Origin of the sequence: Pseudomonas sp. WS 5411, assembly GCF_012985595.1 — a bacterium.
Classification (GTDB): domain Bacteria; phylum Pseudomonadota; class Gammaproteobacteria; order Pseudomonadales; family Pseudomonadaceae; genus Aquipseudomonas; species Aquipseudomonas shahriarae.
Genome location: NZ_JAARMC010000009.1, coordinates 1 through 24,741 on the forward strand (window position 1 = coordinate 1; position 24,741 = coordinate 24,741).

Below are 24,741 nucleotides of genomic sequence, written 5' to 3' on the forward strand. Positions count from 1 at the left end.
CATAGGTTTCAGCTCTTCCCAGGGCATGGTCAGATCCTCACAAAATCGACCCTGCCAGTTAATAACTGTTACCTATGTGCGTGAACTGATTTGTAACCCATGTGGGTGAGTCATACCGGCAAGAGCGCTTTGCTTACTTTGGCGCTCTTCCAAAGTGAGCCGCCGTAAGGGCGGAACCCTAAGTGGCCGTGACCGCAGCAACGGATATGTACACATCCCCAACAACCAAATCAACCAACCCATCTGCTGACTGATACACCACCATCGCGGGCAAGCCCACTCCCACCGCAAAGCCATTGCCACATCCCGATTTTTGCGAATGACCCGGCGACTTTATTTCGTTTGCCGGGCCACCGCGCTCGCGGCTTAGATAGGCGCAAACCGCCCCTTTGCGAGCCCGTGATCCATGAGCCACGAAACCATCAGCCAGTCGATTTCCATCGTCCATCCCATCTGCCTGAGCCACGGGCGCAACGCCGAAGTCTGGGACACCGAGGGCAAGCGCTATATCGACTTTGTCGGCGGCATTGGCGTGCTCAACCTCGGCCATTGCCACCCGGCTGTGGTCGAGGCGATTCGCGAGCAGGCTACCCGGCTCACCCATTACGCCTTCAACGCCGCGCCGCACGCGCCCTATATCCAGTTGATGGAGCGCCTCAGCGCCTTTATCCCGGTGGCTTACCCGGTCAGCGGCATGCTGACCAACAGCGGCGCCGAAGCCGCCGAGAACGCACTGAAGATCGTCCGTGGCGCCACCGGCCGCACCGCCGTGATTGCTTTTGACGGCGGCTTCCACGGGCGCACCCTGGCCACCCTCAACCTCAACGGCAAGGTGGCGCCCTACAAGCAAAAAGTCGGCGTGCTACCCGGCCCGGTTTATCACCTGCCCTACCCCAGCGCAGACAATGGCGTGACCACAGACGATGCACTCAAAGCCATGGAGCGCCTGTTCAGCGTCGAAATCGACATCGCCGACGTGGCCTGTTTCATCCTCGAACCGGTGCAGGGAGAAGCCGGCTTCCTGGCCCTCGACATTCCCTTCGCCAGAGCCCTGCGGCGCCTGTGCGATGAACACGGCATCCTGCTGATCGCCGACGAAATCCAATCCGGCTTTGGCCGCACTGGCCAGCGTTTCGCCTTCTCACGCCTGGGCATCGAACCCGACCTGATCCTGCTGGGCAAAAGCATCGCCGGCGGCGTGCCCCTGGGCGCGGTGGTCGGGCGTAAGGCCTTGCTGGACAACCTGCCCAAAGGCGGCCTGGGCGGCACCTATTCCGGCAACCCGATCGCCTGCGCGGCCGCCCTGGCCACCCTGGATGTGATGAGCGACGAACACCTGCAAACCTGGGGCGAACAACAGGAAGCCGCGATCACCCGGCGTCATGCCGCCTGGCAGTCTGAAAAACTCTCGCCCTACCTCGGCCGCCTGACCGGCGTCGGCGCCATGCGCGGTATCGAGTTGGTCAACCCCGACGGCAGCCCAGCCAGCGCCCAACTCCAACAACTGCTGAACCTGGCCCGCGACGCAGGATTGCTGCTGATGCCCAGCGGCAAGGCCCGGCATATCATCCGCTTACTGGCCCCGCTGACCATCGAGCCGGCGGTGTTGGAGGAAGGCTTGGATATTCTGGAGAAATGCCTGGCACAGCTCGACGCGCCGGCATGTCGCAGATGACCCTGCGGGCTCTGGAGCGAGGCGCTGCGGGTGTCACCCTCGGCCTGTCTGTGCTGCAGGTACTGGGTTTGGAACCGGACATAGCCCATATCGCCGCCAAAGGTGTCGATTGGCAACGGATACTGATTGCTCCAGGCAGAACATTGGGCGGCGCACGTCCAATACGACGGCCACCTGCGGATCGCCAATGGCCGACATTGGCCAACGCCCTGGGTATACGGATGAGCCGGGAATTCAGGCTGGCGCTGTAGGAGCCGACAAGTCGGCCCCTACAGGGTTGAGGTCAGTAACGCGCGTCCACCGGCTTACCGCCGTTCGGCCAGTCCTTCACCTTGTCCGGGAAGTCCGGGCGTGGCTTTTGCGAGAAGTAGGCGGCAACGTCTACCGCTTCCTGGTCCGACAAGCCGCCCTGGCCCAACGGGAATTTCTCGTGGAAGCCGATCGGCATATTGCGTTTGACGAACGCGGCCGCCGTGTAGGTGCGGGCCATGCCAGCGCCGATGTTGAAGGACTGGTCGCCCCACAACGGTGGGTACACCAGGCTGCCGTCGGCACGGGCCAGGCCCTCGCCGTCGCTGCCGTGGCACACCGCGCATTGCTTGGCGTAGACCTGCTCGCCATTGGCCAGGTCGGGCTTGATGGCCGGGTCGATCTTGCCGACACCACGGCCAGGGACTTTATCCTCGGGCTTGGTGTTGTTTTTCATCCAGTCGAAGTACGCCACCATCGCCTGCATATCCGCCGATTGAGGCGGTATTGGCTTGCCGTTCATCGAGCGGCGGAAGCAGCCGTTGATGCGCTCCTCCAGGCTCACCACCTTGCCGGCACGTGGGGCGTAGCTGGGGAAGAAGGCCGACACGCCCACAAACGGCGAGCCATCCGCCACGGTGCCAGCGTTGAGATGGCAACTGGTGCAGTTCAGCGCGTTGCCGACATTGTCTGGCAGCAGTTCCTTGGTCTGCAGGTGCAGGCGCATGCCGCGGACCACTTGATCGGCATTGGATGCTGCCAGCAGGTTGGCCAGGCGCGGCGTCTCGAACGCCGAGGAGTCGGTGCTCACCGGGTTGAGTTGGTCACGCATTTTCTTCACCTGGGCGGTGCTGATCGGCGTGCCTTCGTTGCCCCAGCGTGTGCGCACAAAGGTGAGGATTTCCGCCACTTCGTTGTTCGCAAGCCTGGCAAAGCCCGGCATGGTGTAGACCCGTGGATGGGCGGCGGTCTCGGCGGTTTCCCAACCGGTCAGGGTGATGTGCAGCAACGAGGTCGGGTTGCTGGCAACCACGCCGGTGTTGCCGGCCAATGCCGGGAACAGGCCCTTCACGCCCGCGCCATCGCTGCGGTGGCAATCGCTGCAGAACTGCATATAGCCCAAACCGCCACGGCTGGTGAACAAGTCCTTGGGCAGTTCGGCCGGGCCTTTGGCGACGGCCGGCATCGGCAGGTCATCCTTGCCCGGTGGCAGGGATTTGAGATAGGTCGCAATGGCCGTCAGGTCAGCATCCGTGAAGTGCTGGGTGCTGTGCCGGATCACGTCCACCATGTTGCCCGATACCGTGGCAAAGCGGTTCTGCCCGGTCTTGAGCAGTTGCACGGTGTCTTGCACCGTCCACAGGTTGCGCAGGCTCAAGGCGCGCCAATGCTCGACGGTTTCCCCGCCCAGGTAATGCTCGCCGCTGCTGCCGGCGTCGCTCATGGCTTTTTCCTGGAAGGCGATACCGCGCGGGGTGTGGCACGAGCCACAGTGGCCGAGGCCCTGGACCAGATAGGCGCCCCGGTTGAGCACGGCATCCCGGGCCGGGTCGGGCTGGAACGGTTGCTTGTCGAGGAACATGAAATTCCACAACGCCAGGCCCCAGCGCTGGTTGAACGGGAAGCCCATGTCGGCTTCGAGGTTGGCCTGTTTCACCGGCTCGACGGCGTGCATCAGGTAGGCGAACAAGGCACGCATGTCCTCTTCGCTCATCTTCGCGTAGGACGGATACGGCATCGCCGGGTACAGGTTCATACCCGCCGGCGTCACGCCTTCACGCATCACACGGTCGAACTGTTCGAAGGTATAGGCACCAATCCCGGTCTCGCGGTCCGGGGTGATGTTGCTGGAGTAGATGATGCCCATGGGCGTGCTCAGCTCCAGGCCACCCGCCATCTCGGGGCCTTGCTTGGCGGTGTGGCAGGCGATGCAGTCACCCAGTTGGGCAACGTATTTGCCCTGGGCAATCAGTTCGGTATCGGGTTTGGCGGGTTCGTTGGCGTGCAGGGGAAGCGCAAGACACAGCGTCGCCCCCATCCAGGCCAAACGTGACAGAGAAAGGGCCATCGCATTATTCCTTTAATAACCTGGCCTGGGGGTTGGCCCCTGGGTACAGGTTTGTCTGCGTTTTTATGAGGTCATCAGGCGGACAACCGGGGCTTTGTAAGCCCCGGTTTGTTGTAGCGGATTTTCGAGGGGAGCCCGTTGATATGGATCAGGCCGAGGGCGGTTCAGGCGTTTTGCAGGTAGTGCGCGGCGTCGAGCTCGATCATCACCGGTTGACGGCTATCGACCAGGGTTTGCAACAACCCGTGCAAGGCCTGTGGCGTGTCGGCCGTGTGATAGGCGACGTGGCAGCTGCGGGCCATCGCGGCAAAGTCCGGGGTCAGGATATCCACCCCCAGCGGCGCGATTTCCCGGGCCTGCATATAGTCCCGGATCTCGCCGTAGCACTGGTTATTCCACACCACCAGGATCACACCGATGCCGGCCTCACGGGCCGCGATCAGTTCGTTGCTGGCAAACTGCAGGCCGCCATCGCCGACCAGTGCCACCACTGGCCGTTCAGGCTTGGCCAGCTTGGCACCGATCGCCGCTGGCAATCCGTAGCCGAGGGTGCCGTAGCCGGTGCCGGCGTTGAACCAACTGTTGGCCGCCGGCGCTTGGTAGCCCACCGCGCCCTGGTACACCGGCTGGGTCGAATCGCCAACGATCAGCGGGTCGACCAGGCTGTCGCGCAGCAGGTCCAGCAAGCCTTGCAGCCCCTGTTGCTTGGCGTTCCAGCTCTCGCGTTCCAGACGGTTGACGCGCTGCACGCTGTCCTGTGCCCAACGCCCGCTCGGCGCTGGCGGGCTGACCGCAGCCAGCAACGCCTGCAAGCCTTCGCGGGCATCGCCCAGCAGCCCGACATGGGCGCGTTGCACGCCCATGACTTGCATCGGGTCGATATCCAGGCGGATCAGCGGTGCCTTGAATTTCAGTGGGCCAAGGCCGAAGAAGTCGTAGTCGGTTTCTCCCAATTCAGTGCCCACGGCGAGGATCACATCGGCCTCGTCAAACAACGAGCGGCCATGCCTGGACGACTGCACGCCGTCCAGCAACAGCGGGTGCCCCATGGGCAGCAGGCCACGGGCATTGGTGGTCAGGGCCACCGGCGCTTGCAGGCGTTCGGCCAGTTGCTGCAACACTTCGGCGCAATCACGGGCGCCGCCGCCGGCGAGGATCAGCGGCCGCCGCGCTTCATTGAGCAGGCTCACCGCCGCCCGCAGCGAGGCCGGCGCCGGAGCCGGGGCGCCGGGCAGGCTGCGGGGCATCAGGTTGAGGTCGATGGCCGGCATCTCCAGCACATCCAGGGGGATTTCCAGATGCACCGGGCGCGGGCGCGCGCACTTGAACACGGCGAAGGCGCGGGCCAGCAGTTCCGGCAATTGCTCCGGTGATTGCAGGGTATGGCTGAAGGCACACACACCGGCGACCATCGCCCGCTGGTCCGGCAGCTCGTGCAGATGCCCGTGGCCCAGGCGCAGATGTTCGCGGCGGTTGGTGGTGGAAATCACCAGCATCGGCACCGAGTCGGCATAGGCCTGGCCCATGGCGGTCAGAATATTGGTCATGCCGGGACCGGTGATGATGAAACACACGCCCGGCTTGCCACTGGCGCGGGCGTAGCCGTCGGCCATAAACCCGGCGCCCTGCTCATGGCGCGGGCTGACATGCCGCAGACGGCTGCCATGCAGGCCGCGATAGAGCTCGACGGTGTGCACACCGGGGATGCCGAACACGGTATCTACCCCATAACCTTCCAGCAGGCGAACCAGGGACTGGGCACAGGTGGTCATTGCTCATTTCCTTCTTATTGTTCTGTGTCGATTGGTCAGACCTTAGGGGGCGCTCCGAGGGCGGACAAGCAAAAAATTTGCCGACCATTGGCAAAAAAAATTCACGGATTGCCGCGCACTACAGCCCGCCACCCAGCTGCGACTTCACCCACTCGCCAAACGCCTGCACCACCGGGCGCTCGACTTTCTGGTGATCAGCCACCAGGTAATAACCACGGTTGGATTCGATCTCGGTCTCGAACGGCCGCACCAGCAAGCCCCGGGCCAGGGCCTCGCCGCTGATCAGGTTGTCGCCCATGGCGATGCCCTGGCCGGCGATGCACGCCGACTGCACAAAGTGCGCATCGGCAAACACGATGCCACGCTGCACATCCACATTCGGCGCCCCGGCGGCGGCCAGCCATACGCGCCAGTCGGAGTAGTCGATCATATGCAGCAGCGGTGCGCCGGCCAGGTGTTCCGGGTTCTTCAGGCCGCCCATGGTGTTGACCAGGCGTGGGCTGCACACCGGGAAATAACGCAGCGAGACGATCTTCTGCACATGCTGGTTAGGCCAGTCGCCCATGCCGTAGGCGATAAACAGGTCGGCGCCGTGGTCGCTGGTGTCGTCCGGGGTGCGCGGTGATATCAGGTGCAGTTCGACCTGTGGATAAAGTGCCTGGAAGTCGGCGATATGGGTGCACAGCCAATAGGTGGCAAACCCCGCCGGGCTGCTGATACACAGGCGCCCGCTGACCTGCTGGCCATCGAAACGCTGCCCGGCTTCAAGGATATTGGCCAGCAGCCCGTGGATATCCCGAGCATAGCGCTCGCCCTGCCAGGTGATGCGGATGTTGCGCCCGGTGCGCTCGGTCAGGGCAAACCCCAGGGTCTGTTCCAGGCTTTTGATCTGGTGGCTGATGGCGCTGGGGGTGAGGTTCAGCTCGGCGGCTGCCTCGGACACGCTGCCCAGCCGGGCCACCGCGTCCAGCGCCCGCAAAGCGGTCATGGAGGGGTAACGCATGGATGTTCACCTGCTCGAAGATACCCGCACCATAGCCGGAATCAGCCGTCAGACATAGCCACCAGCAAGCGGGACAGTTGAATTAAATTTCAATACCGAGCGAAAAATGCTCGATTGACCTCATGTGGCCAGTGGCTATTCTCGATCCTCATCACTGCATGCCTGTGCAGCTTTGCGCAGGAGCCGGCTCCTGCAGAAAACTGCCTCATCTACAAAAATAAAGAGGGATAACCCTTGAACCCAGTCACCCCGGTGGTCGCCATTGATGCTCTGCACAAGAGCTATGCCGCGCACCATGTTCTCAAAGGCATTTCCCTGCGCGCCAACGAAGGCGATGTGGTGTCGCTGATCGGCTCCAGCGGTTCGGGCAAAAGCACCCTGCTGCGTTGCATCAACCTGCTGGAGATCCCATGCAGCGGCAGCCTGCGCATCAATGGCGAAGAAGTGCGCCTGAAAAAGGACCGCGCCGGCAACCCGCTGATCGCCGATCCCGACCAGGTGGCACGCCTGCGCACGCAACTGGGCATGGTGTTCCAGAGCTTCAACCTGTGGCCCCACCGCACCGTGCTGGAAAATGTCATCGAAGCACCGGTGTATGTGCTGGGTGAAGACCGCAAGGACGCCATCGCCCACGCCGAGCACCTGCTGGAAAAAGTCGGCCTGGCGAGCAAGCGCGATACCTTCCCGGCCTTCCTCTCCGGTGGTCAGCAACAGCGCGTGGCCATCGCCCGCGCCCTGGCCATGCGCCCGCGTGTATTGCTGATGGATGAACCCACCTCGGCCCTCGACCCGGAGTTGGTCGGCGAAGTGCTGAAGGTGATCCAGGGCATCGCCGAAGAAGGCCGCACCATGATCCTCGTCACCCACGAAATGGCGTTTGCCCGGGATGTATCGAGCAAGGTCATGTTTTTGCACCAGGGATTGGTTGAAGAAGAAGGCACGCCCCAGCAAGTCTTCCAGAACCCCACCAGCGAGCGTTGCCGCCAGTTCGTCATGGCCCAGGACAATCGCGTTTGAACTGCCGCTTCCATCCTTCAAAACAATAACTTCGAAAGGGTCAAGCCATGCATAACTCTCTGAAATCCCTCGCCGCCGGCTGCGTGCTCGCCGTGCTTTCCCACAGTGCAGTGGCCGCCGAAAAAATAGTGTTCGGCATCGCCCTGGAACCCTACCCGCCGTTCTCCGAAAAAGCCGGCAATGGCGCCTGGAGCGGTTTCGAACCTGACCTGATCAAGGCCCTGTGCGAACGCCTGCAAGCCCAATGCCCGCTCAAGGAAGTGTCCTGGGACGGTTTGATCCCGGCGCTGCAATCGAGCCAGATCGACGTGATCCTCAACTCCCTGAGCATCACCGAAGAGCGCGAAAAGGTCATCGCCTTTACCGCCCCCTACTACCAGACCCCGGCCATGTGGGTCGCCGACAAAAGCCTGGACCTGGTCACCACCCCCGAAGGTCTCAAGGGCAAGTTGATTGGTGTGCAGGGCTCAACCTCCAACGCCACCTACCTCAAGGCCTACTACGCCAAGGGCTCGACCCTGCGCTACTACAACACCCAGGACGACATGACCGCCGACCTGCAAAGCGGGCGTATCGACGTGATGCTGGCCGACGCGCTGACCATCGAGCCGATGCTCAAGTCCAATGCCGGCAGTGGCCTGGCTGACAAGGGCCTGGCGCCCAAAGACCCGTTGTTCGGTTCCGGTATCGGTGCCGCCGTGCGCAAGGGCGACGACAGCCTGCGCGAGCAGCTCAACACCGCGTTGGCGGCGATCAAGGCCGACGGCACCTACGACAAAATTCGCAGCCGCTATTTCAGCGTCGATATTTCCGCGCAATAACGTCCAACGGAACGCGCCATGATTTCTTTGTCCGAACTCACCCAGTTGTTCGTCGCCGACGGCTGGCTCAACGCGCTGCTCCAGGGCGCGGTGGTGACCTTGCAGATTTCCGCCGGGGCTTTTGTGCTGGGCCTGGGCATCGGTTTGCTGGTGGCCATGATCAAGCTCAAGGGCCCACGCTGGATGGTGCGCCTGGCCAACCTGTACACCACGCTGTACCGCGCGGTGCCGGAGCTGCTGCTGATTTTGCTGCTGTATTACGCCGGCACCGACCTGCTGAATATGGCGATGGCCGCCATGGGCCGCGACAGCGTGACGGTCAACGGTTTTATCGCCGCCGTGCTGGTGCTGGGCATCGTTCAGGGCGCGTACTCCGCGGAGATCATTCGCGGCGCGATCCAGGCCATTCCCGTCGGCCAGCTGGAAGCGGCGCGGGCCTTTGGCATCGAGCGCTGGCTGCTGGTGCGCCGGGTGTTGCTGCCGAGCATGTTGCCGTTTGCCATGGCCGGCCTGTCGAACCTGTGGCTGGTGCTGGTCAAGGACAGCGCGCTGATCAGCATCGTCGGCTACAGCGAGTTGCTCTCGGTGGGCAAACAGGCGGCCGGCTCCACCAAGCATTATCTGGTGTTCTACCTGGCGGTGGCGGCGGTGTATTTCATCATCACCCTGATTTCCAACGGCGCCTTCCGGGTGTTCGAGCGACGGATCAACCGCTGGATGCCGCAGCACTAAGGAGCGCAGCCGATGGACTTTTCATGGATCAACAGTTTTGGCAACGAGCTGCTGCACGGCCTGGGTATCACCCTGAAGTTGCTGGCCTTGTCCGGGGTGTTTGGCTTTTTGCTGGCGGTGCTGGTGGCCTTGGGGCGCTTGTCGTCCAACCCGCTGATCAGTGGGCCGTTGCGCGCCTATACCGCGGTGTTCCGAGGCACGCCGCTGCTGGTGCAGATCTACATCCTGTATTACGGCGTGGGCAGCGTGTTTGCCAGCTACCCGCTGATTCGCGGCAGCTTCCTCTGGCCGTACTTGCGTGAAGGCTTCTGGTACGTGGCCCTGGCCCTGATTCTGTGTGTCGGCGCGTATGTCGGCGAAGTGCTGCGCGGCGCCCTGCGTGCGGTGCCACGGGGCGAGCTGGAAGCGGCGCGGGCGTTTGGCATGAAGCGCCTGATGGTGCTGCGCCGGGTCTGGTTGCCACGGGCCCTGGAGCTGGTGAAGCCGACCCTGGTGGGCGAGACCGTGTTGCTGCTCAAGGCGACCGCCCTGGCCTCCACCGTGGCCGTCACCGACCTGCTCGGCGCCGCCAACCTGGTGCGGGCGCAGACGCTGCGGGTGTATGAACCACTGTTGGCCGTGGCGGTGATCTACATTGTCCTGGCGTTCGTGATCGAACACGTCTTCTCGCGCTGGGGCAAAGTCCCGCAGCGCCAGGCTTGAATCAATTTTAGGAGAACAAGGATGCGTTATTCACCGTTTGTCGAGCGCATTAGTGGCGAGTCCGTCAGCGCCTGGGATATTCACTACGCGGCCGTCGAAGCCCGTGGCCGTGGCGAAGATGTGATTGTGTTGAGCGTCGGCGATCCCGACTTCGCCACCACCAGTGCCATTTGCGAAACCGCCGTCGACGCCCTGCGCGCCGGCGACACTCACTACACCCATGTCCTCGGCCGACCGGCCCTGCGCGAGGCGATTGCGGCCAAGCAAAGCCGTCTGCAAGGCATCGCCGTACACGCCGATAACGTGGCCCTGGTGGCGGGTGCGCAAAACGGCCTGTTCGCCACCTCGCTGTGCCTGTTCAGCCATGGCGACGAAGTGCTGGTGCCGGAGCCGATGTACCTGACCTATGAGGCGTGCATCCACGCTTCCGGTGCGCGCATCGCGACCATCGAGCAACCGGCAGCCAACGGCTTTCGCCTGACCCGCGCGGCCCTGGAAAAAGCCATTACCGCCAAGACCCGGGGCATTGCCCTGGCCACGCCGTGCAACCCCACCGGGAACGTCTACAGCCGTGAAGAGCTGGAGTGGGTGGCCGAAGTCGCCCGTGAGCACGACCTGTGGGTAATTTCCGATGAGGTCTACGGCCAGATCACTTACGACCAGCCGCACCTGAGCATTGCCTCGCTGCCAGGCATGGCCGAGCGCACCGTGGTGCTCAACAGCCTGTCGAAAACCCACGCCATGACCGGCTGGCGCGTGGGCTGGGTGGTGGCGCCGACCACGTTGGTCGGCCACCTGGATAACCTGCTGCTGTGCATGCTCTATGGCCTGCCCGGGTTTATCCAGGAAGCGGCGATCAAGGCCCTGGAGCTGGATGACGAGGTGGTGAGCGACGCGCGCACGGTGTATCGCCGCCGGCGCGACCTGGTGGTGGCCGGCCTGGGTGGCATCGCCGACCTTGATTGCCGGGTGCCACAGGCCGGCATGTTCATGCTGGTGGACGTGCGCCGCACCGGGCTGTCGAGCATGGACTTTGCCTGGCAGCTGTTCCGCGCCACCGGGGTGTCGGTGCTCGATGCCCAGGCGTTTGGCGCCAGTGCCGAAGGCTTTGTGCGCATCTCCTTTACCGTCGCCGACGACACCCTCAAAGACGCTTGCCAGCGGATTGCCGGGTTTGTCGAGGGCCTGCGCGCCAACCGCTGAGCTTTATGTGGGAGCGAGCGTGCTCGCGATGCGGGCAACTCGGTCCCACAGGCACACCGCGGTGATGCCATCGCAGGCAAGCCAGCTCCCACCCTTTGATCGTCGCCGCTTCTGAATATTGAGGTTTCCCCCGTGACCGCTTCCGACCAATTCACTTCCACCCACTCCGTTGTCGGCGAGCACGCTGACCTGGTGCTGCACCACGGCCGCTTCTACACCCTCGACCCGGCCCAGCCGTGGGCCGACGCGGTGGCGATTCGCGGGGGACGTTTTATCGCAGTCGGCACATTCGCCGACCTGCAACACCTGATCGGCCCGCAGACCCGCCAGCATGATCTGCTGGGCGCATTCTGCATGCCCGGCCTGCACGATATGCACACCCATCCCGACCTCGCCCTGGCGCCACGCTACAGCGATGACCTGGATGTGGGCATCGAAGATCCCACCCCCGAACAACTGGCGGCGGCGATCCACGCCTACGCCGATGCCCACCCCGGCGATGGCTGGATCTACGGCCAATACTGGGTGCGCTACACCTTCCGCGAAGCCGGGCTGACCCCAGGGCGCGAATGGCTCGACAGCATCATGCCGGACCGCCCGGTGGCGCTGCTGGACCGTATGTGGGGGACCATGATGGTCAACTCCTGCGCCTTGAAACTGGCCGGCATCGACCGCCACACCGCCGACCCGCGCAACGGCTATATGGAGCGCGACGAACTCAGCGGCGAGCCCAACGGCCTGATGATCGACGGTGCCTACGCGCTGATCCATGCGGCCATGCCGCCGACCCCGGTGGCGGTGCTGCGCCGGGCCTATCGCGACGGCGTGCATTTCCAGAGCTCGCGTGGCGTTACCGCGACCAAGTATGTTCACGTCTGCGAGCGGCGCCTGGACGCCCTCAAGGAGCTGGACGATGCGGGCGAATTGAGCCTGCGCGTGGAAGCCGCGATCAGTTGGCAGGACGATATCTTCCCGGTGCGCCGGCGCTGGGAGTTGCTCGGCGGCGAGCGTCACTACTATCGCAGCGCGCGGCTGAACGCCAACGCGGTGAAATTCCACTTCGACGGCACCGTGGAGCCCAAGTCTTCGTACCTGATGACCCCCTGGGCGGCCGACTCCACCTGGCGCGGCAAGCTCAACCTGACCCCGGAACATATCACCGACATGGTGGTGGACATGGACCGCCGTGGCCTGCGGGTGATCGCTCACTGCACCGGCGACGGCGCTTCCGATGTATTCCTTGATGCGGTCGCCGAAGCGCGGCGGGTCAACGGTGACAGCGGCATTCGTCACCAATGCGCCCACAGCACCTTGCTGCATCCGGGCAACCTCAAGCGCTTCAAGGCGCTGAATGTGATCGCCGAATTCTCCCCGGCGGCCTGGTACCCGACGCCGTTTGCCAGCGGCGCCCGCTCCGGTTATGGCGCCGAGCGCCTCAAGCGCATCTACGACTTCAAAGGTGTGCTGGCCGAAGGCGGCCTGGCGGTAATGGGCACCGACTGGCCGGTGGCCTCGATTGACCCGTGGCTGGCCCTGGAAACCATGGTCACCCGGCAGAACCCCTGGAACCAGGAACCGGACTGCTTCGGCGAGCCGATCACCCTGGAACAGGCACTGCAAGTGGCGACCCTCAACGGCGCCCACGCCATGGGCCTGGAGCACTCCACCGGCAGCCTGGAAGTGGGTAAGTGCGCCGACCTGATCGTGATCGACCGCGACCTGTTCGCCCAGCCGGCGCGCAACTACATCCACCAGACCCAGGTGCTGCTGACCCTGGTCGATGGTCGGCCGGTGTACGACCGTCTCAACACCTTTGAAGGCACGGCGCTGCAAGCCGTGTGGCAAGGCCTGCCGCCGGTGATCGAATGAATAGCGAGAGCATTGCAGTCACGGTAGTTTCGGGTTTTCTCGGCGCAGGCAAGACCACCCTGCTCAACCGCATCGCCCAGCAGCCGCAACATGGGCGCATGGCGGTGATCGTCAATGACTTCGGCGAGCTGAACATCGATGCGGCGATCATCGCCGAAGTCACCGACGCCGTGTTCAGCCTGCAGAACGGCTGCATCTGCTGCACCGTGCAAGAGGACCTGCTGGCGCAACTGGTGAGCCTGAGCCAACTGCGCCCCCGCCTGGACCGTATCGTCATCGAGTGCAGCGGTGTGTCCGACCCGCAACGCATTGTGCAAACCCTGGGTTATCCGCAGCTCAAGGCGCACCTGCATCTGGATACGGTGATCACCCTGGTGGACGCCAGCGGCTATGGCGCCCTGGAGGGTGAGTTCGCACGCTTGTCCCGGGCTCAGGTGGCCTGTGCCGACCTGGTGCTGCTGAACAAAGCCGACCTGGTCAGCGCCGCCGAACTGCAAAGCCTGCGCGCAACTATCGGTGCCCGCACACGCGTGATCAGCACCGTGCAGGCGCAGATCCCCGATGCCCTGCTGCTGGGCGAGCGCACCCCGCGCAACGGCTTCACTCCCGTGCCGACGCCGCACCACGAACTGTTCGAAAGCTGGACCTGGCAAGCCACCCAGGCCCTGCCGGCCAAAGCCCTGCGCGATTGGCTGGGGCAACTGCCCAAGGACTTGTTCCGCCTTAAAGGCCTGGTGCATTTACAGGGCAATGAGCAACCCTTCTGGTTGCAACATGTGGGCAACCGCAGCCAGTTCAGCCTGGCCAGCGGCGAGCACGCGCAGGATTCGGCGCAACTGGTGTTTATCGCCCGACGGGATAGCGGGCTGCGGGAAACGCTGGAGGCGCAATTGCAGGAGATGCAGGAACTGTAAGCGCGGATGACGATGAAGGCAGAGTGCCGCCTTGACCTTGCTACCCCGGCCCTTGAAAATGCCCGACGTTTTTCCCGTCTCCCCGCTTACAGAAGTAGTGAAATTTCAATGTCAGATTCCCGTACTGAAGAATCCGTAGTCACTTTGCAGTCCAAAGCTGAATACGAAAACGCCATCAATCTTTCACAGCATGTGCCAGCGGCCAAGAACATCAGTGAAATGGTGCTGGACGCGTTCCACACCTCCAAGGAAAGCGACCAGATCCGCGAATTGCGCGTCGCCATCCGCCAGGCCCACGATGCCTTTGACGATGACCAGGCCTATGACCTGATGGGCCAGCTCAAGCAGCTCAAAGACGCCGAAGCCGCCGACAACGCAGCCCTGGAAGACCTGAGCAGCAAGTTTTCGATCAGCCGAATCCTTTCCAGCTTCAAGGACGACCCCGAGTTCCAGGAACTGGTGTATGGCCTGGCGCTCAAGGTGTTGAACCAGACCCACCAGGCCATCAGCAACCCGAGCGCCGGCAAGGGCAAGGCTGCGCGGGCGAAGAAGGAAGTTGAGGTATTTGTGATCAGCAAGGACGGGATCAGCGTGACCCTGCCGATGCGCACGCCGCGCTCCAAGCTCAATGTTGACCGCGAGGCGCTGGAGTTTTTGGGCTTTAGTTTTGTGGGTGAAGGGGATGAGGCGGAGCTTGAGAGTGAAAGCTTTGTGGATAACTCCGGTGCCGAGCAGCCTTTGACGCGCAAGAGTATTGTGACGGCGCTGCAACAGCAGACAGCGTTTGCTGGGTATAGCATTGCTCAGCAATAGGTCTTGATTGAGTACATATCCGTTTTTTTGTAATGGCGGCTATTGGTTCCGCTCTTACAGCGGCTCACTTTTGTAGAGCGCGAAAGTAAGCAAAACACTCTTGCCCCACCACTCGGTGCCTCGCCTAGACTCGGCATGCCCCTCATCCGACATTGATTTGGGTGGCCACGCTGTATCAGTCGATAAATCTATTGACTGACCTGCCGCCATCGCAGGCAAGCCAGCTCCCACAGGGGAAGGCAGCTTCGCGCTCTGGCTTTGCTGTTGCTGTTGCTGTTGCTCTGCTTTTGATCTGGCTTTTGATCTTGATCTCAGGCGCCCCGTTAAACCACGATGGCCGCAGGCAGGTATTGCGCAGTGGGCACCCCGGCATGGATGCCGGGGTAGCCGCGACACGGCCATGGATGGCCGATCGCGGCGGGCCCACGGAGCAATGCCTGACTGCGGGCATGCCGAGCCTAGGCGAGGCACCGAGTGGTGGGGCAAGAGCCCTTTTGGTTACTTTTGGGGCTCTTTTCCAAAAGTGACCCGCTGTAAGAGCGGAACCAATAGCCGCCGTTACCGCAGAAATGGATATGTACCCATACCAACCCCCACCCCACAAAAAAGCCCCGCTCTTCTCTCAAAGGCGGGGCTTTTCATGACATCCCAACTCAGTGGGCGTAAGTCAGCAACAACTCTTTCGGCACCTGGAAATCCAGGGACATCATCACGCTCAAAGCCGTAATGGTGAAGATCGAGAAGACAAACAACTTACGCGCCCAGACAGTGTCATCCACCGCCTTGTAGCCGGTCCAGGCCATGTACAACCAGTACATGCCCATGGCCGCGGCGACGGCGAGGTAGCTCATGCCGGCATACCCACTGAAGGTCAACATCAAGGTCGCCACAAGGAAGGCCAGGATGTACAGCAGGATGTGTTTCTTCGCCACCTGGATGCCACGCTTGACCGGCAATACCGGAATCGAAGCCGCCAGGTAGTCGTTGAAACGGAAGATCGCAATGGCGTAGGAGTGCGGCATCTGCCACAGGCTGAACATCACCAGCAGCACCAGCGCAGCCATGTCGAAGCTATTGGTCACAGCCACATAACCAATCACCGGCGGCATCGCCCCCGACAGGCTGCCCACCAACGTGCCGTGAACCGACTTGCGCTTGAGGTACAGGCTGTAGAGGCCGACGTAGATGACAAAACCGATCACGGCAAACAACGCCGCCAGCGGATTGGCCACCGTGTACAGCAATGCCACGCCGGCAACACCGAGGACGGTCGCGAAGATCAGTGCCAGTTTCAGGGAGATAAGGCCCTGGACCAGCACGCGATTCTTGGTGCGCTCCATCTTGATATCGATGTCACGGTCGATGCAGTTGTTGAACACGCAACCGGACGCCACAACAAGGGAAGTGCCGATCATTGCCGCCAGGAAGATGGCCAGATCGACATGCCCCTTGGAGGCCAGGAAGAAACCGCCTGCCACAGAAAGCACGTTACCGAAAATGATCCCCGGTTTGGTGATTTGGATAAAGTGCTTAAGCGACATCGGGTCTTACCTCACTTCGCCATCATGTAGGTGTGGATGCTGAACATGATCCACAACGACAGGCCAACCAGCAGCAGGATCACAATGGCCGTGAACACAAACGCAATCACGTTGTTGCGCTGGGCCTGGGAGCGATCCAGGTGCAGGAAGTAATACAGGTGGACAACCACCTGAATCACCGCGAACAACAGCACGATGGCCAGTGTCGTGGCCTTCGGCAAGGTTGGGTACATCACCAGGCCGAACGGGATGATCGTCAGGATCACCGACAGGATGAAGCCGATAGCGTAAGACTTTACGCTGCCGTGGCTCGCATCATGGCTGTCATGGGAGTGTGCATTAGCCATTACAGAGTCCCCATCAAGTAGACAACGGTGAAGACGCAGATCCAGACCACGTCCAGGAAGTGCCAGAACAGGCTCAGGCAGCTCAGGCGGGTCTTGTTGGTCGACGTCAGGCCATGCTTGTTGACCTGGTACATCATGATCGCCATCCAGATCAGACCGGCGGTTACGTGCAGACCGTGGGTACCGACCAGGGTGAAGAACGCCGACAGGAAGCCGGAACGGCTAGGGCCGTAGCCTTCGGAGATCAGCAGGTGGAACTCGTTGATCTCCATGGCGATAAAGCCAAGGCCGAGCAGGAAGGTCAGGCCCAGCCACTTGAGCACGCCTGCCTTGTTGCCACGGAAGAACGCCAGCATGGCGAAGCCGTAGGTGATCGAACTGAACAGCAGCAAGGCGGTTTCGCCCAGCACGTAATTCAGTTCGAAGATGTCGTGGCCCGACGGGCCACCCGCTACGTTGTTTACCAGTACCGCGTACACCGCGAAGATCGACGCAAACAGGATGCAGTCGGTCATCAGGTAGAGCCAGAAACCGTATACGGTCATCTCGCCCGAGTCGTGGTGATGGTCATCGTGCCCATGGTCATCGACATGGGCGTGTCCAGCATTGGTCACTAAGTTCGACATGGTTTAAGCCTGTTCCAACGAGGTTTCAACACGGTTGGCCGGAATCTTCTTCTCGGCTACCAGGCGAGCGTGCTGCTCGGCTTCGATGCGCTCGATCACGTCGACCGGCACCATGTAGCCTTGATCATCACGCGCCGCGTGGATCACGAAGTAGATCACGGTGCCAGCCAGGCTAGCGATGGCCAGCCACCAGATGTGCCAGATCATCGCGAAACCGAAGACCGTCAACAGCGCGCCCATCACCACGCCAGTGGCGGTGTTGTTCGGCATGTGGATCGGTTCGTAGCGCACAGGTCGCTGGTACGCAGTACCGTTTTCCTTGGCTTCGGTGAACGGGTCGATGGTCTCGGCCTTCGGCAGTACAGCGAAGTTGTAGAACGGCGGTGGCGACGAGGTCGACCATTCCAGGGTGTGTGCATTCCATGGGTCGCCGGAGTCGCAGGCGTTTTGCTTGCGGTCACGGATACTCACGTACAGCTGGATCAGCTGGCAGGCGATGCCGACAGCGATCATCACCGCACCGAACATGGCGACGTACAGGTACGGCACCCACTCAGGGTTGGTAGTGGCGTTCAGACGACGGGTCATGCCCATGAAGCCCAGTGCATAGAGCGGCATGAACGCGACGAAGAAGCCGGTGATCCAGAACCAGAACGCAGCCTTGCCCCAGCCTTCGTGCAGCTTGAAGCCGAACGCTTTCGGGAAGTAGAAGCTGAAACCAGCGATGTAGCCGAATACCGCACCACCGATGATCACGTTGTGGAAGTGCGCGATCACGAACAGGCTGTTGTGCAGCACGAAGTCAGCACCCGGGATGGCCAGCAGTACGCCGGTCATGCCGCCGATGGCGAACGTCACCATGAAGCCCAGGGTCCACAGAACCTGGCTGGTGAAGCGCAGGCGGCCGTGGTAGATGGTGAACAGCCAGTTGAATAGCTTCACCCCCGTCGGGATCGAAATCAGCATCGTCGCCAGGCCGAAGAAGGCGTTGACGCTGGCCCCCGAACCCATGGTGAAGAAGTGGTGCAGCCAGACCATGAAGCCCAGTACGGAGATCGCGCCCGAGGCGTAGACCATCGAGTGGTGACCGAACAGGCGCTTGCCGGTAAAGGTCGAGATCACTTCGGAGAAGATACCGAACGCTGGCAGGATCAGGATGTACACCTCAGGGTGACCCCATGCCCAGAACAGGTTCACGTACATCATTGGATTGCCACCAAGTTCATTGGTGAAAATGTGGAAATCCATGTAACGGTCAAGCGTCAACAGTGCCAGGGTAGCGGTCAGGATCGGGAACGAAGCCACGATCAGGACGTTGGCCCAGGTGCAGGTCCAGGTGAAGATCGGCATGTCCATCAGCTTCATGCCTGGGGTACGCATTTTCAGCACGGTGGCCAGGAAGTTGACCCCCGTCAGCGTCGTACCTAACCCGGATAGCTGGAGCGCCCAGATGTAGTAATCCATCCCCACGCCCGGACTGTATTGCAGCCCCGACAACGGCGGATAGGCAACCCAACCGGTCTTGGCGAATTCGCCGACGCCCAGGGACAGGTTGATCAGCACCACGCCGGAAACCAGCAGCCAGAAGCTCAGGGAGTTGAGGAACGGGAACGCAACGTCACGCGCACCGATCTGCAACGGCACTGCCAGGTTCATCAGGCCGGTGAAGAAAGGCATCGCCATGAAGATGATCATGATCACACCGTGGGCGGTGAAGATCTGGTCATAGTGTTCAGGCGGCAGGTAGCCAGGCGAACCCTCGGTGGCCATGGCCAACTGGGTACGCATCATGATGGCGTCGGCAAAACCACGCAGCAGCATGACCATGGCGACGATGATGTACATCACGCCGATTTTCTTGTGGTCGACCGACGTCAGCCACTCGGTCCACAGGTAGGTCCACTTCTTGAAGTAGGTGATTGCCGCAAACAGTGCCAGACCACCCAGCGCGATCATGGCGATGGTCACCATCACGATCGGCTCGTGGAATGGGACCGCTTCCCAACTTAATTTACCAAACATCGTTTACTCCTCTGCCCCGGCAGCTGAATGCGAATTTGCGTCCGTCCCTTCCACAGCAGCCACTTCTTTCTTCTCGTGCTTGACCGGCTTGCCTGGTTTCATCCCTTCATACTTGTCGATGATTTTCTGAAACAGGTCCGGCGTGTACGAGGAGTACAGCTCTACAGGGTTGTTCTGGCTTGGCTTGGCAAGGGCTTCGTATTCAGCTTTTTCAAGCTGTTTTGGTGAGCTCTTGGCTTCTTGTACCCAGGCGTTGAAGTCTTCCTGGGTGGTGGCGATTGCTTTGAATTTCATGCCGGTAAAGCCCGCGCCACTGTAGTTGGCGGAGATACCGTCGAGCTCGGCGTTCTGGTTGGCAATCAGGTGCAGCTTGGTCTGCATGCCCGCCATCGCGTAGATCTGGCCACCCAGGCCCGGGATGAAGAACGAGTTCATCACCGCATCCGAGGTCACTTTGAAGTTGATCGGGGTGTTGGCCGGGAACACGATCTTGTTGACGGTGGCGATCCCTTGCTCGGGATAGATGAACAGCCACTTCCAGTCCAGCGCGACCACTTCGATAGTGATTGGCGGCACGTCGGATTCCAGCGGACGGTAAGGGTCCAGCTCGTGGGTCGACTTATAGGTGATGTAACCCAGGGCGATAATGATCAGTACAGGTACCAGCCACACCGCGATTTCAATCTTGGTGGAGTGCGACCACTTCGGCGCGTAGGTCGCCTTGGTGTTGGACGCGCGGTATTTCCAGGCGAACGCGAAGGTCATCACGATCACCGGCACCACGACCAACAGCATCAGCAAGGTGGCCGTGATGATCAGGTTACGTTGCTCTACGCCGACCTGACCCACAGGGTCGAGCAGCGTCCAGTTGCAGCCTCCCAGCAATAACATGCCGAAAAGCGGCACTATGCCTAGTAATCGGGTGTACCTGTTTTTACTCATCTCACGACCTCTAAAGCAGCTTGCGCAATGCAGTTGGGTTTTGATCGCCAACACTTCACCCTGCCAAGGGTTGGCATTTCTCTTCGATTGAATAAGGGCCTGCCCGGCGCTTCATGCGCTGATCGACACGTCCAGGTCTGGCGGTGAATTCTTATTCGATTTCGTTGGTCAAAGGCCTTGTTACAGACCAATTCCATTTGGTGCGGATAGTTGAAAGGCTGCCGGCACCTGGGGTCGCATGAAGCATTGTTTCCGCCTCTCGACCGCCCTATTTGCTCAGGGTTGAGCAGCACCGGACACTCAGTGCGGGCGATTGTAGTTAGCTGGCGATGTATAAACCATGACCTATAAAGAAATAATTTTTATCGTTTCCAGCAATAATCCTGCGCCATTGTTGCAAAGGTTCGGGATCGTATCGCGTTTGATTCTCAACAAAAACCCCAAAAAAAGCCGTGTTATTGCCCATTCTGTCGCACCCAGAGACCTCTTCCAGGGTCGCCAAACCCCAGGCAAGCCCGCTAAAAACAAGGCATTCGCCCATCACTGGATGTTCTGTAGAGCACGCCGCGCGCGGGGTCGGCCAGGGTGGAAAATGACAGGCAAAAGCGCCCAACCCATGGTCGATTAAGCGCTGTGCCATGGGGTATGAAATGTCCTGCGGCGCCCTCAGTGTGACAACGTGTCGCACGTTGCGCGCAGCCAATCTTGTCCAGCGTCATGACCCCTTCACAAAATGCCCACACACAAAAACGCCCCTGCCTGCATCAGCAGGACAGGGGCGTTTTGTAGGACGATTTAAGCGTTTTGCTTGCGATTACGGTAAATGCCCAGGGGCACCAGGATCACCGTCAACACAAACGCCACCAGCGCCCACTGGGCCAGGGACAAGCCCAGGACCGGCGGGTACGGGGTACTGCAGAACCCATCAACCTGGAAGCCCAAGGGGAAGATCTTCGCCAGGGGCAGGTCATCGACAATCGGCTGCAGCACATCGACGCCACAACTGATGGTTGGATAGAACTGGGTGTACACATGATGCCCGGCGGCAGCGACACCACCGAGGGCGCTGAGCACGACCAGCACTTCAAAGACCGTGACACTGCGCTGGGTGCGCATGGCCGCGCCAATAAAGGCAAAGAGCGCAATCAGCAACAAGGCATAGCGTTGCAAGATGCACAAAGGGCATGGCGCTTCGCCCAGCACTATCTGCATATAAAGCGCGCCACCAATCAGCGCCAGGCAGATGATGCCCAGCAACACCAGGAAGCGCCGCTCACGGCCCAACCGCATTTCGTCAATCATCCCCGTTTCCCTTTGCCTAATGATGGGTATGCCAATGGCCGCAAGTTTACACACAGGTGGTGAAAATTTAGCAGTAGGCGTCGCAATCTTAGGCGCAGGCGGGTTAACGACACATTAATGTGGTGGTCTTTCGGGCCTCTTCGCGAGCAAGCCCGCTCCCACATTTGAATGTATTCACAGATCAAATGTGGGAGCGGGCTTGCTCGCGAAGAGGCCAATACGGTGTTGAAGAGCGGCCGCTTATTCCAGCGCCGCCGCCGGGCCAAAGAACTCATACCGGCTCTGCTTCTCAGGCACACCCAAAGCCTTGAGGTGACGCTTGATCGCGCTCATAAAACCCTTCGGCCCCAGGAAGTAGGCATCCACATCACGCTCTTCGGGCAACCACGCCGCCAGTTGCTCCTGGGTCAGCAAACCGAGCTTGTCCGCCGCCGGGCTGATGCCGTCGTCTTCGGCATAGCAGTAAAAGCGCTGCAATTGCGGATGGCGCGCAGCCAGGGCATCGACCCAATCGCGGAACGCATGCACGCCGCCATTGCGTGCGCAGTGGATAAAATGCACCGGGCGCTCGGTGGCCAAGGCCGCTTCCAGCATCGGCAAGGTCGGGGTGATGCCCACCCCGCCGCTGATCAGTACCAGGGGTTTGTCGCTGGGCACCAGGGTGAATTCCCCCGATGGCGGGAACAGGTCGATGGTCGCGCCCACGTGCATCTGGTCATGCAGGTAATTGGACACGCGCCCGCCCGCTTCACGCTTGACGCTGATGCGGTACAGGCCCGCTTCGGTGCGCGCCGACAATGAATAGTTGCGGCGCACTTCTTCGCCATCGAGGATCAGCTTCAAGCCGATGTACTGGCCGGGCTCGGCGGCGAGGATCGGGCCATTGTCCACCGGGGCAAAGTACAGGGAGACGATTTCACTGCTCTCCTCCACACGCTTGACCAGCAGAAACGCACGCGCCCCGCGCCAGCCGCCAACGGCCTGGGCTTTTTCGTCGTAGATGGCGCTTTCTGCGCCGATCAGGATGTCGGCCAACTGACCATAAGCCGCGCCCCACGCGCTCATCACTTCTGGGGTGGCGATTTCGTCACCCAGCACCTCGGAAATCGCCCGCAGCAGGCAGTTGCCGACAATCGGGTAGTGCTCCGGGAGGATTTGCAGGGCCACGTGCTTGTTGATGATCTTGGCCACCAGGTCGCCCAACTGATCCAGTTGGTCGATATGCCGGGCGTACATCAGCACGCCATTGGCCAGGGCGCGGGGCTGGTCGCCGCTGGCCTGGTGGGCCTGGTTGAACAGCGGGCGCACTTCGGGGTACTCGGAGAGCATCATGCGGTAGAAGTGGGTGATCAGGGCTTCGCCACCGCTTTCGAGCAGCGGCACAGTGGACTTGATGATGGCACGGTCTTGAACGCTAAGCATGGGGAGACTCCTGAGCCTTTAAGGCTTCTGAATGATTACCCTGTAGCAGTCAGTATTCATGCCAACTAATAAACCCTTTATTATCAAGAACTTAAATTAAACATAGTCAATATGACTTCATACACCTTATAGTCATTAGGACTACAAGGAGTCATTATGACTGCACATTCCCTGCTCACCACCCTGCTGCCACTGGTGGCTGACCTGTCCCGTGAACTGCCGGAAGGCGAGCGTTACCGACGCCTGCTGCAAGCCATGCGCACCCTGCTGCCCTGTGATGCCGCCGCGCTGTTGCGCCTGGACGGCGAATGGCTGGTACCCCTGGCTGTGGACGGCCTGAGCCCGGACACCCTGGGCCGGCGCTTCAAGATCAGCGAACACCCGCGCTTCGCCGTGCTGCTGAGCAGCCCCGGCCCGACCCGCTTTGACAGCGACAGCGAACTGCCCGACCCCTACGACGGCCTGGTCGATGGCCTGCACGGGCATCTGGAGGTCCACGACTGCATGGGCTGCCCGCTGTTTGTCGACGACCATCCCTGGGGCCTGCTGACCCTGGATGCCCTGGACACCGAGCGGTTTGACCGGGTCGAACTGGACGCCTTGCAGGCCTTCGCCAGCCTCGCCGCCGCTACGGTCAATGTGGCCGAACGCATGGAGCACCTGGCCCTGCGCGCCGAAGACGAACACCAGCGTGCGGAAATCTATCGCCAGGCCAGCGGCCAGCAGCACAAGGAAATGATCGGCCAGAGCAAGACCCACAAGCGCCTGGTGGAAGAAATCAAACTGGTGGGCGGCAGCGACCTGACCGTGTTGATCACCGGTGAAACCGGGGTCGGCAAGGAGCTGGTGGCCCAGGCCATCCACGCTGCCTCGCCCCGCGCGGAGAAGCCGCTGATCAGCCTCAACTGCGCCGCCCTCCCGGAAACCCTGGTGGAAAGCGAGCTGTTCGGCCACGTGCGCGGCGCGTTTACCGGCGCGCTGAACGAGCGTCGGGGCAAGTTTGAATTGGCCAACGGCGGCACCCTATTCCTCGACGAAGTGGGAGAGTTGTCACTGACGGTCCAGGCCAAGCTGTTACGCGTCCTGCAAAGCGGGCAGTTGCAGCGGCTGGGTTCGGATAAGGAGCATCAAGTGGACGTGCGCCTGATCGCCGCCACCAACCGCGACCTGGCCGCCGAGGTGCGCAACGGCCGCTACCGCGCCGACTTCTATCACCGCTTGAGCGTGTACCCCCTGCAAGTGCCGGCCCTGCGTGAACGCGGGCGCGATGTGTTGTTGCTGGCCGGATTTTTCCTCGAACAGAACCGTTCACGCATGGGCCTGGGCAGCCTGCGCCTGACCAGCGATGCCCAGGCGGCATTATTGGCTTATGGCTGGCCCGGGAATGTGCGCGAGCTGGAACACCTGATCGGCCGCAGCGCGTTGAAGGCCCTGGGCAATTGTCGCGAGCGGCCGAAGATCCTCAGCCTCAGTGCCAAAGACCTGGACTTGCCCAATGACTCTGCGCCCTTGATAGAGGAGCCTGGCGAAATCCCCGTGGTGACTGGCGATCTGCGCCAGGCCACCGAGCACTACCAAAGGCAAGTGATCAGCGCCTGCCTGGAGCGCCACCAGCACAACTGGGCCAGCGCCGCCCGCGAACTGGGCCTGGACCGCGCCAACCTGGGGCGCATGGCCAAGCGCCTGGGCCTGAAGTAACGC

At 61.5% G+C, this 24,741-nt stretch carries 20 protein-coding genes and 3 pseudogenes; 12 read left to right on the top strand and 11 right to left on the bottom strand.

Annotation, left to right across the window (positions count from 1 at the left end; all coding sequences use genetic code 11):
- Positions 1-406: 406 nt before the first annotated feature.
- Together HBR93_RS14485 and HBR93_RS14490 are read left to right on the top strand one after the other, a co-directional pair.
- The gene (locus HBR93_RS14485) at positions 407-1,675 is read left to right on the top strand and encodes an aspartate aminotransferase family protein (RefSeq protein WP_169960555.1); all 1,269 of its coding nucleotides are present in this window, start codon (positions 407-409) and stop codon (positions 1,673-1,675) included.
- Positions 1,648-1,773, top strand: a pseudogene (locus tag HBR93_RS14490) (XRE family transcriptional regulator); the annotation flags it as partial. The gene HBR93_RS14485 and the pseudogene HBR93_RS14490, both read left to right, overlap by 28 nt.
- A 185-nt stretch (positions 1,774-1,958) precedes the next feature.
- On the opposite strand, the gene HBR93_RS14495 reads toward HBR93_RS14490, so the two are convergent.
- The 3 genes from HBR93_RS14495 to HBR93_RS14505 form a co-directional block, all read right to left on the bottom strand.
- Entirely contained in the window at positions 1,959-3,992 is a 2,034-nt protein-coding gene (locus tag HBR93_RS14495) for a c-type cytochrome (RefSeq protein ID WP_120731713.1), read from the bottom strand.
- 164 nt (positions 3,993-4,156) lie between these two features.
- Positions 4,157-5,764: a 5-guanidino-2-oxopentanoate decarboxylase gene (locus tag HBR93_RS14500; RefSeq protein ID WP_169960556.1), complete on the bottom strand. Its 1,608-nt coding sequence runs from the start codon at positions 5,762-5,764 to the stop codon at positions 4,157-4,159.
- A 118-nt stretch (positions 5,765-5,882) separates the two neighbouring features.
- Positions 5,883-6,767, bottom strand: coding sequence for a LysR substrate-binding domain-containing protein (locus HBR93_RS14505; RefSeq protein ID WP_057960590.1), 885 nt, complete (start codon positions 6,765-6,767; stop codon positions 5,883-5,885).
- Between the two features lie 252 nt (positions 6,768-7,019).
- Between HBR93_RS14505 and HBR93_RS14510 the strand changes: the two are divergent.
- The 8 genes and pseudogenes from HBR93_RS14510 to HBR93_RS14545 all read left to right on the top strand — a co-directional run.
- Positions 7,020-7,784: pseudogene (locus HBR93_RS14510) on the top strand (ATP-binding cassette domain-containing protein); the annotation flags it as partial.
- Positions 7,785-7,831: 47 nt separating this feature from the next.
- The gene (locus HBR93_RS14515; protein ID WP_120731709.1) at positions 7,832-8,605 is read left to right on the top strand and encodes a transporter substrate-binding domain-containing protein; all 774 of its coding nucleotides are present in this window, start codon (positions 7,832-7,834) and stop codon (positions 8,603-8,605) included.
- An 18-nt stretch (positions 8,606-8,623) separates the two neighbouring features.
- Positions 8,624-9,337: an ABC transporter permease subunit gene (locus tag HBR93_RS14520; protein ID WP_057437878.1), complete on the top strand. Its 714-nt coding sequence runs from the start codon at positions 8,624-8,626 to the stop codon at positions 9,335-9,337.
- A gap of 12 nt (positions 9,338-9,349) precedes the next feature.
- The gene (locus HBR93_RS14525) at positions 9,350-10,039 is read left to right on the top strand and encodes an ABC transporter permease subunit (protein ID WP_057437876.1); all 690 of its coding nucleotides are present in this window, start codon (positions 9,350-9,352) and stop codon (positions 10,037-10,039) included.
- A gap of 21 nt (positions 10,040-10,060) precedes the next feature.
- Positions 10,061-11,242 carry an aminotransferase class I/II-fold pyridoxal phosphate-dependent enzyme gene (locus HBR93_RS14530; protein WP_120731708.1) on the top strand — a complete coding sequence of 394 codons (1,182 nt, stop codon included), beginning with the start codon at positions 10,061-10,063 and terminating at the stop codon, positions 11,240-11,242.
- 132 nt (positions 11,243-11,374) lie between these two features.
- Entirely contained in the window at positions 11,375-13,111 is a 1,737-nt protein-coding gene (locus HBR93_RS14535; RefSeq protein WP_120731706.1) for an amidohydrolase, read from the top strand.
- Entirely contained in the window at positions 13,108-14,025 is a 918-nt protein-coding gene (locus HBR93_RS14540) for a GTP-binding protein (protein WP_057960594.1), read from the top strand. The genes HBR93_RS14535 and HBR93_RS14540 overlap by 4 nt, the downstream gene beginning before the upstream one ends.
- A gap of 108 nt (positions 14,026-14,133) precedes the next feature.
- Positions 14,134-14,838: a hypothetical protein gene (locus tag HBR93_RS14545; protein ID WP_169960557.1), complete on the top strand. Its 705-nt coding sequence runs from the start codon at positions 14,134-14,136 to the stop codon at positions 14,836-14,838.
- A 653-nt stretch (positions 14,839-15,491) separates the two neighbouring features.
- Here HBR93_RS14545 and cyoE read toward each other — a convergent pair.
- The 5 genes from cyoE to cyoA are packed head-to-tail and all read right to left on the bottom strand — an operon-like array spanning position 15,492 to position 20,316.
- A complete protein-coding gene (gene cyoE, locus HBR93_RS14550; RefSeq protein ID WP_029300217.1) occupies positions 15,492-16,379 on the bottom strand; it encodes a heme o synthase in 888 nt (295 codons plus the stop codon).
- An 11-nt stretch (positions 16,380-16,390) separates the two neighbouring features.
- Positions 16,391-16,726 carry a cytochrome o ubiquinol oxidase subunit IV gene (cyoD, locus tag HBR93_RS14555; RefSeq protein WP_029300215.1) on the bottom strand — a complete coding sequence of 112 codons (336 nt, stop codon included), beginning with the start codon at positions 16,724-16,726 and terminating at the stop codon, positions 16,391-16,393.
- Positions 16,726-17,352, bottom strand: a complete 627-nt coding sequence (gene cyoC, locus HBR93_RS14560) for a cytochrome o ubiquinol oxidase subunit III (protein ID WP_038446230.1) — start codon at positions 17,350-17,352, stop codon at positions 16,726-16,728. Before cyoC ends, cyoD begins: the two co-directional genes overlap by 1 nt.
- 3 nt (positions 17,353-17,355) lie before the next feature.
- Positions 17,356-19,374, bottom strand: coding sequence for a cytochrome o ubiquinol oxidase subunit I (cyoB, locus tag HBR93_RS14565; RefSeq protein ID WP_057444528.1), 2,019 nt, complete (start codon positions 19,372-19,374; stop codon positions 17,356-17,358).
- A gap of 3 nt (positions 19,375-19,377) precedes the next feature.
- Positions 19,378-20,316 (bottom strand): ubiquinol oxidase subunit II, encoded by a 939-nt coding sequence (gene cyoA, locus HBR93_RS14570; RefSeq protein ID WP_029300208.1) that lies wholly within the window; start codon positions 20,314-20,316, stop codon positions 19,378-19,380.
- Positions 20,317-20,343: 27 nt separating this feature from the next.
- Here cyoA and HBR93_RS27155 point away from each other — a divergent pair.
- Positions 20,344-20,558 (top strand): annotated as a pseudogene (locus HBR93_RS27155) (hypothetical protein).
- Positions 20,559-20,635: 77 nt separating this feature from the next.
- Here the strand turns inward: HBR93_RS27155 and HBR93_RS14575 are convergent.
- The 3 genes from HBR93_RS14575 to hmpA all read right to left on the bottom strand — a co-directional run bounded on the left by HBR93_RS14575 (position 20,636) and on the right by hmpA (position 23,040).
- Positions 20,636-20,956, bottom strand: a complete 321-nt coding sequence (locus HBR93_RS14575; protein WP_162947692.1) for a hypothetical protein — start codon at positions 20,954-20,956, stop codon at positions 20,636-20,638.
- A gap of 155 nt (positions 20,957-21,111) precedes the next feature.
- Complete coding sequence (locus HBR93_RS14580; RefSeq protein ID WP_115127460.1) at positions 21,112-21,618, bottom strand: disulfide bond formation protein B; 507 nt, start codon at positions 21,616-21,618, stop codon at positions 21,112-21,114.
- Positions 21,619-21,858: 240 nt separating this feature from the next.
- A complete protein-coding gene (gene hmpA, locus HBR93_RS14585; protein ID WP_169960558.1) occupies positions 21,859-23,040 on the bottom strand; it encodes an NO-inducible flavohemoprotein in 1,182 nt (393 codons plus the stop codon).
- A 156-nt stretch (positions 23,041-23,196) separates the two neighbouring features.
- Between hmpA and norR the strand changes: the two genes are divergently transcribed.
- Positions 23,197-24,738, top strand: a complete 1,542-nt coding sequence (gene norR, locus HBR93_RS14590; protein WP_057958352.1) for a nitric oxide reductase transcriptional regulator NorR — start codon at positions 23,197-23,199, stop codon at positions 24,736-24,738.
- The last annotated feature ends 3 nt before the right edge of the window (positions 24,739-24,741 follow it).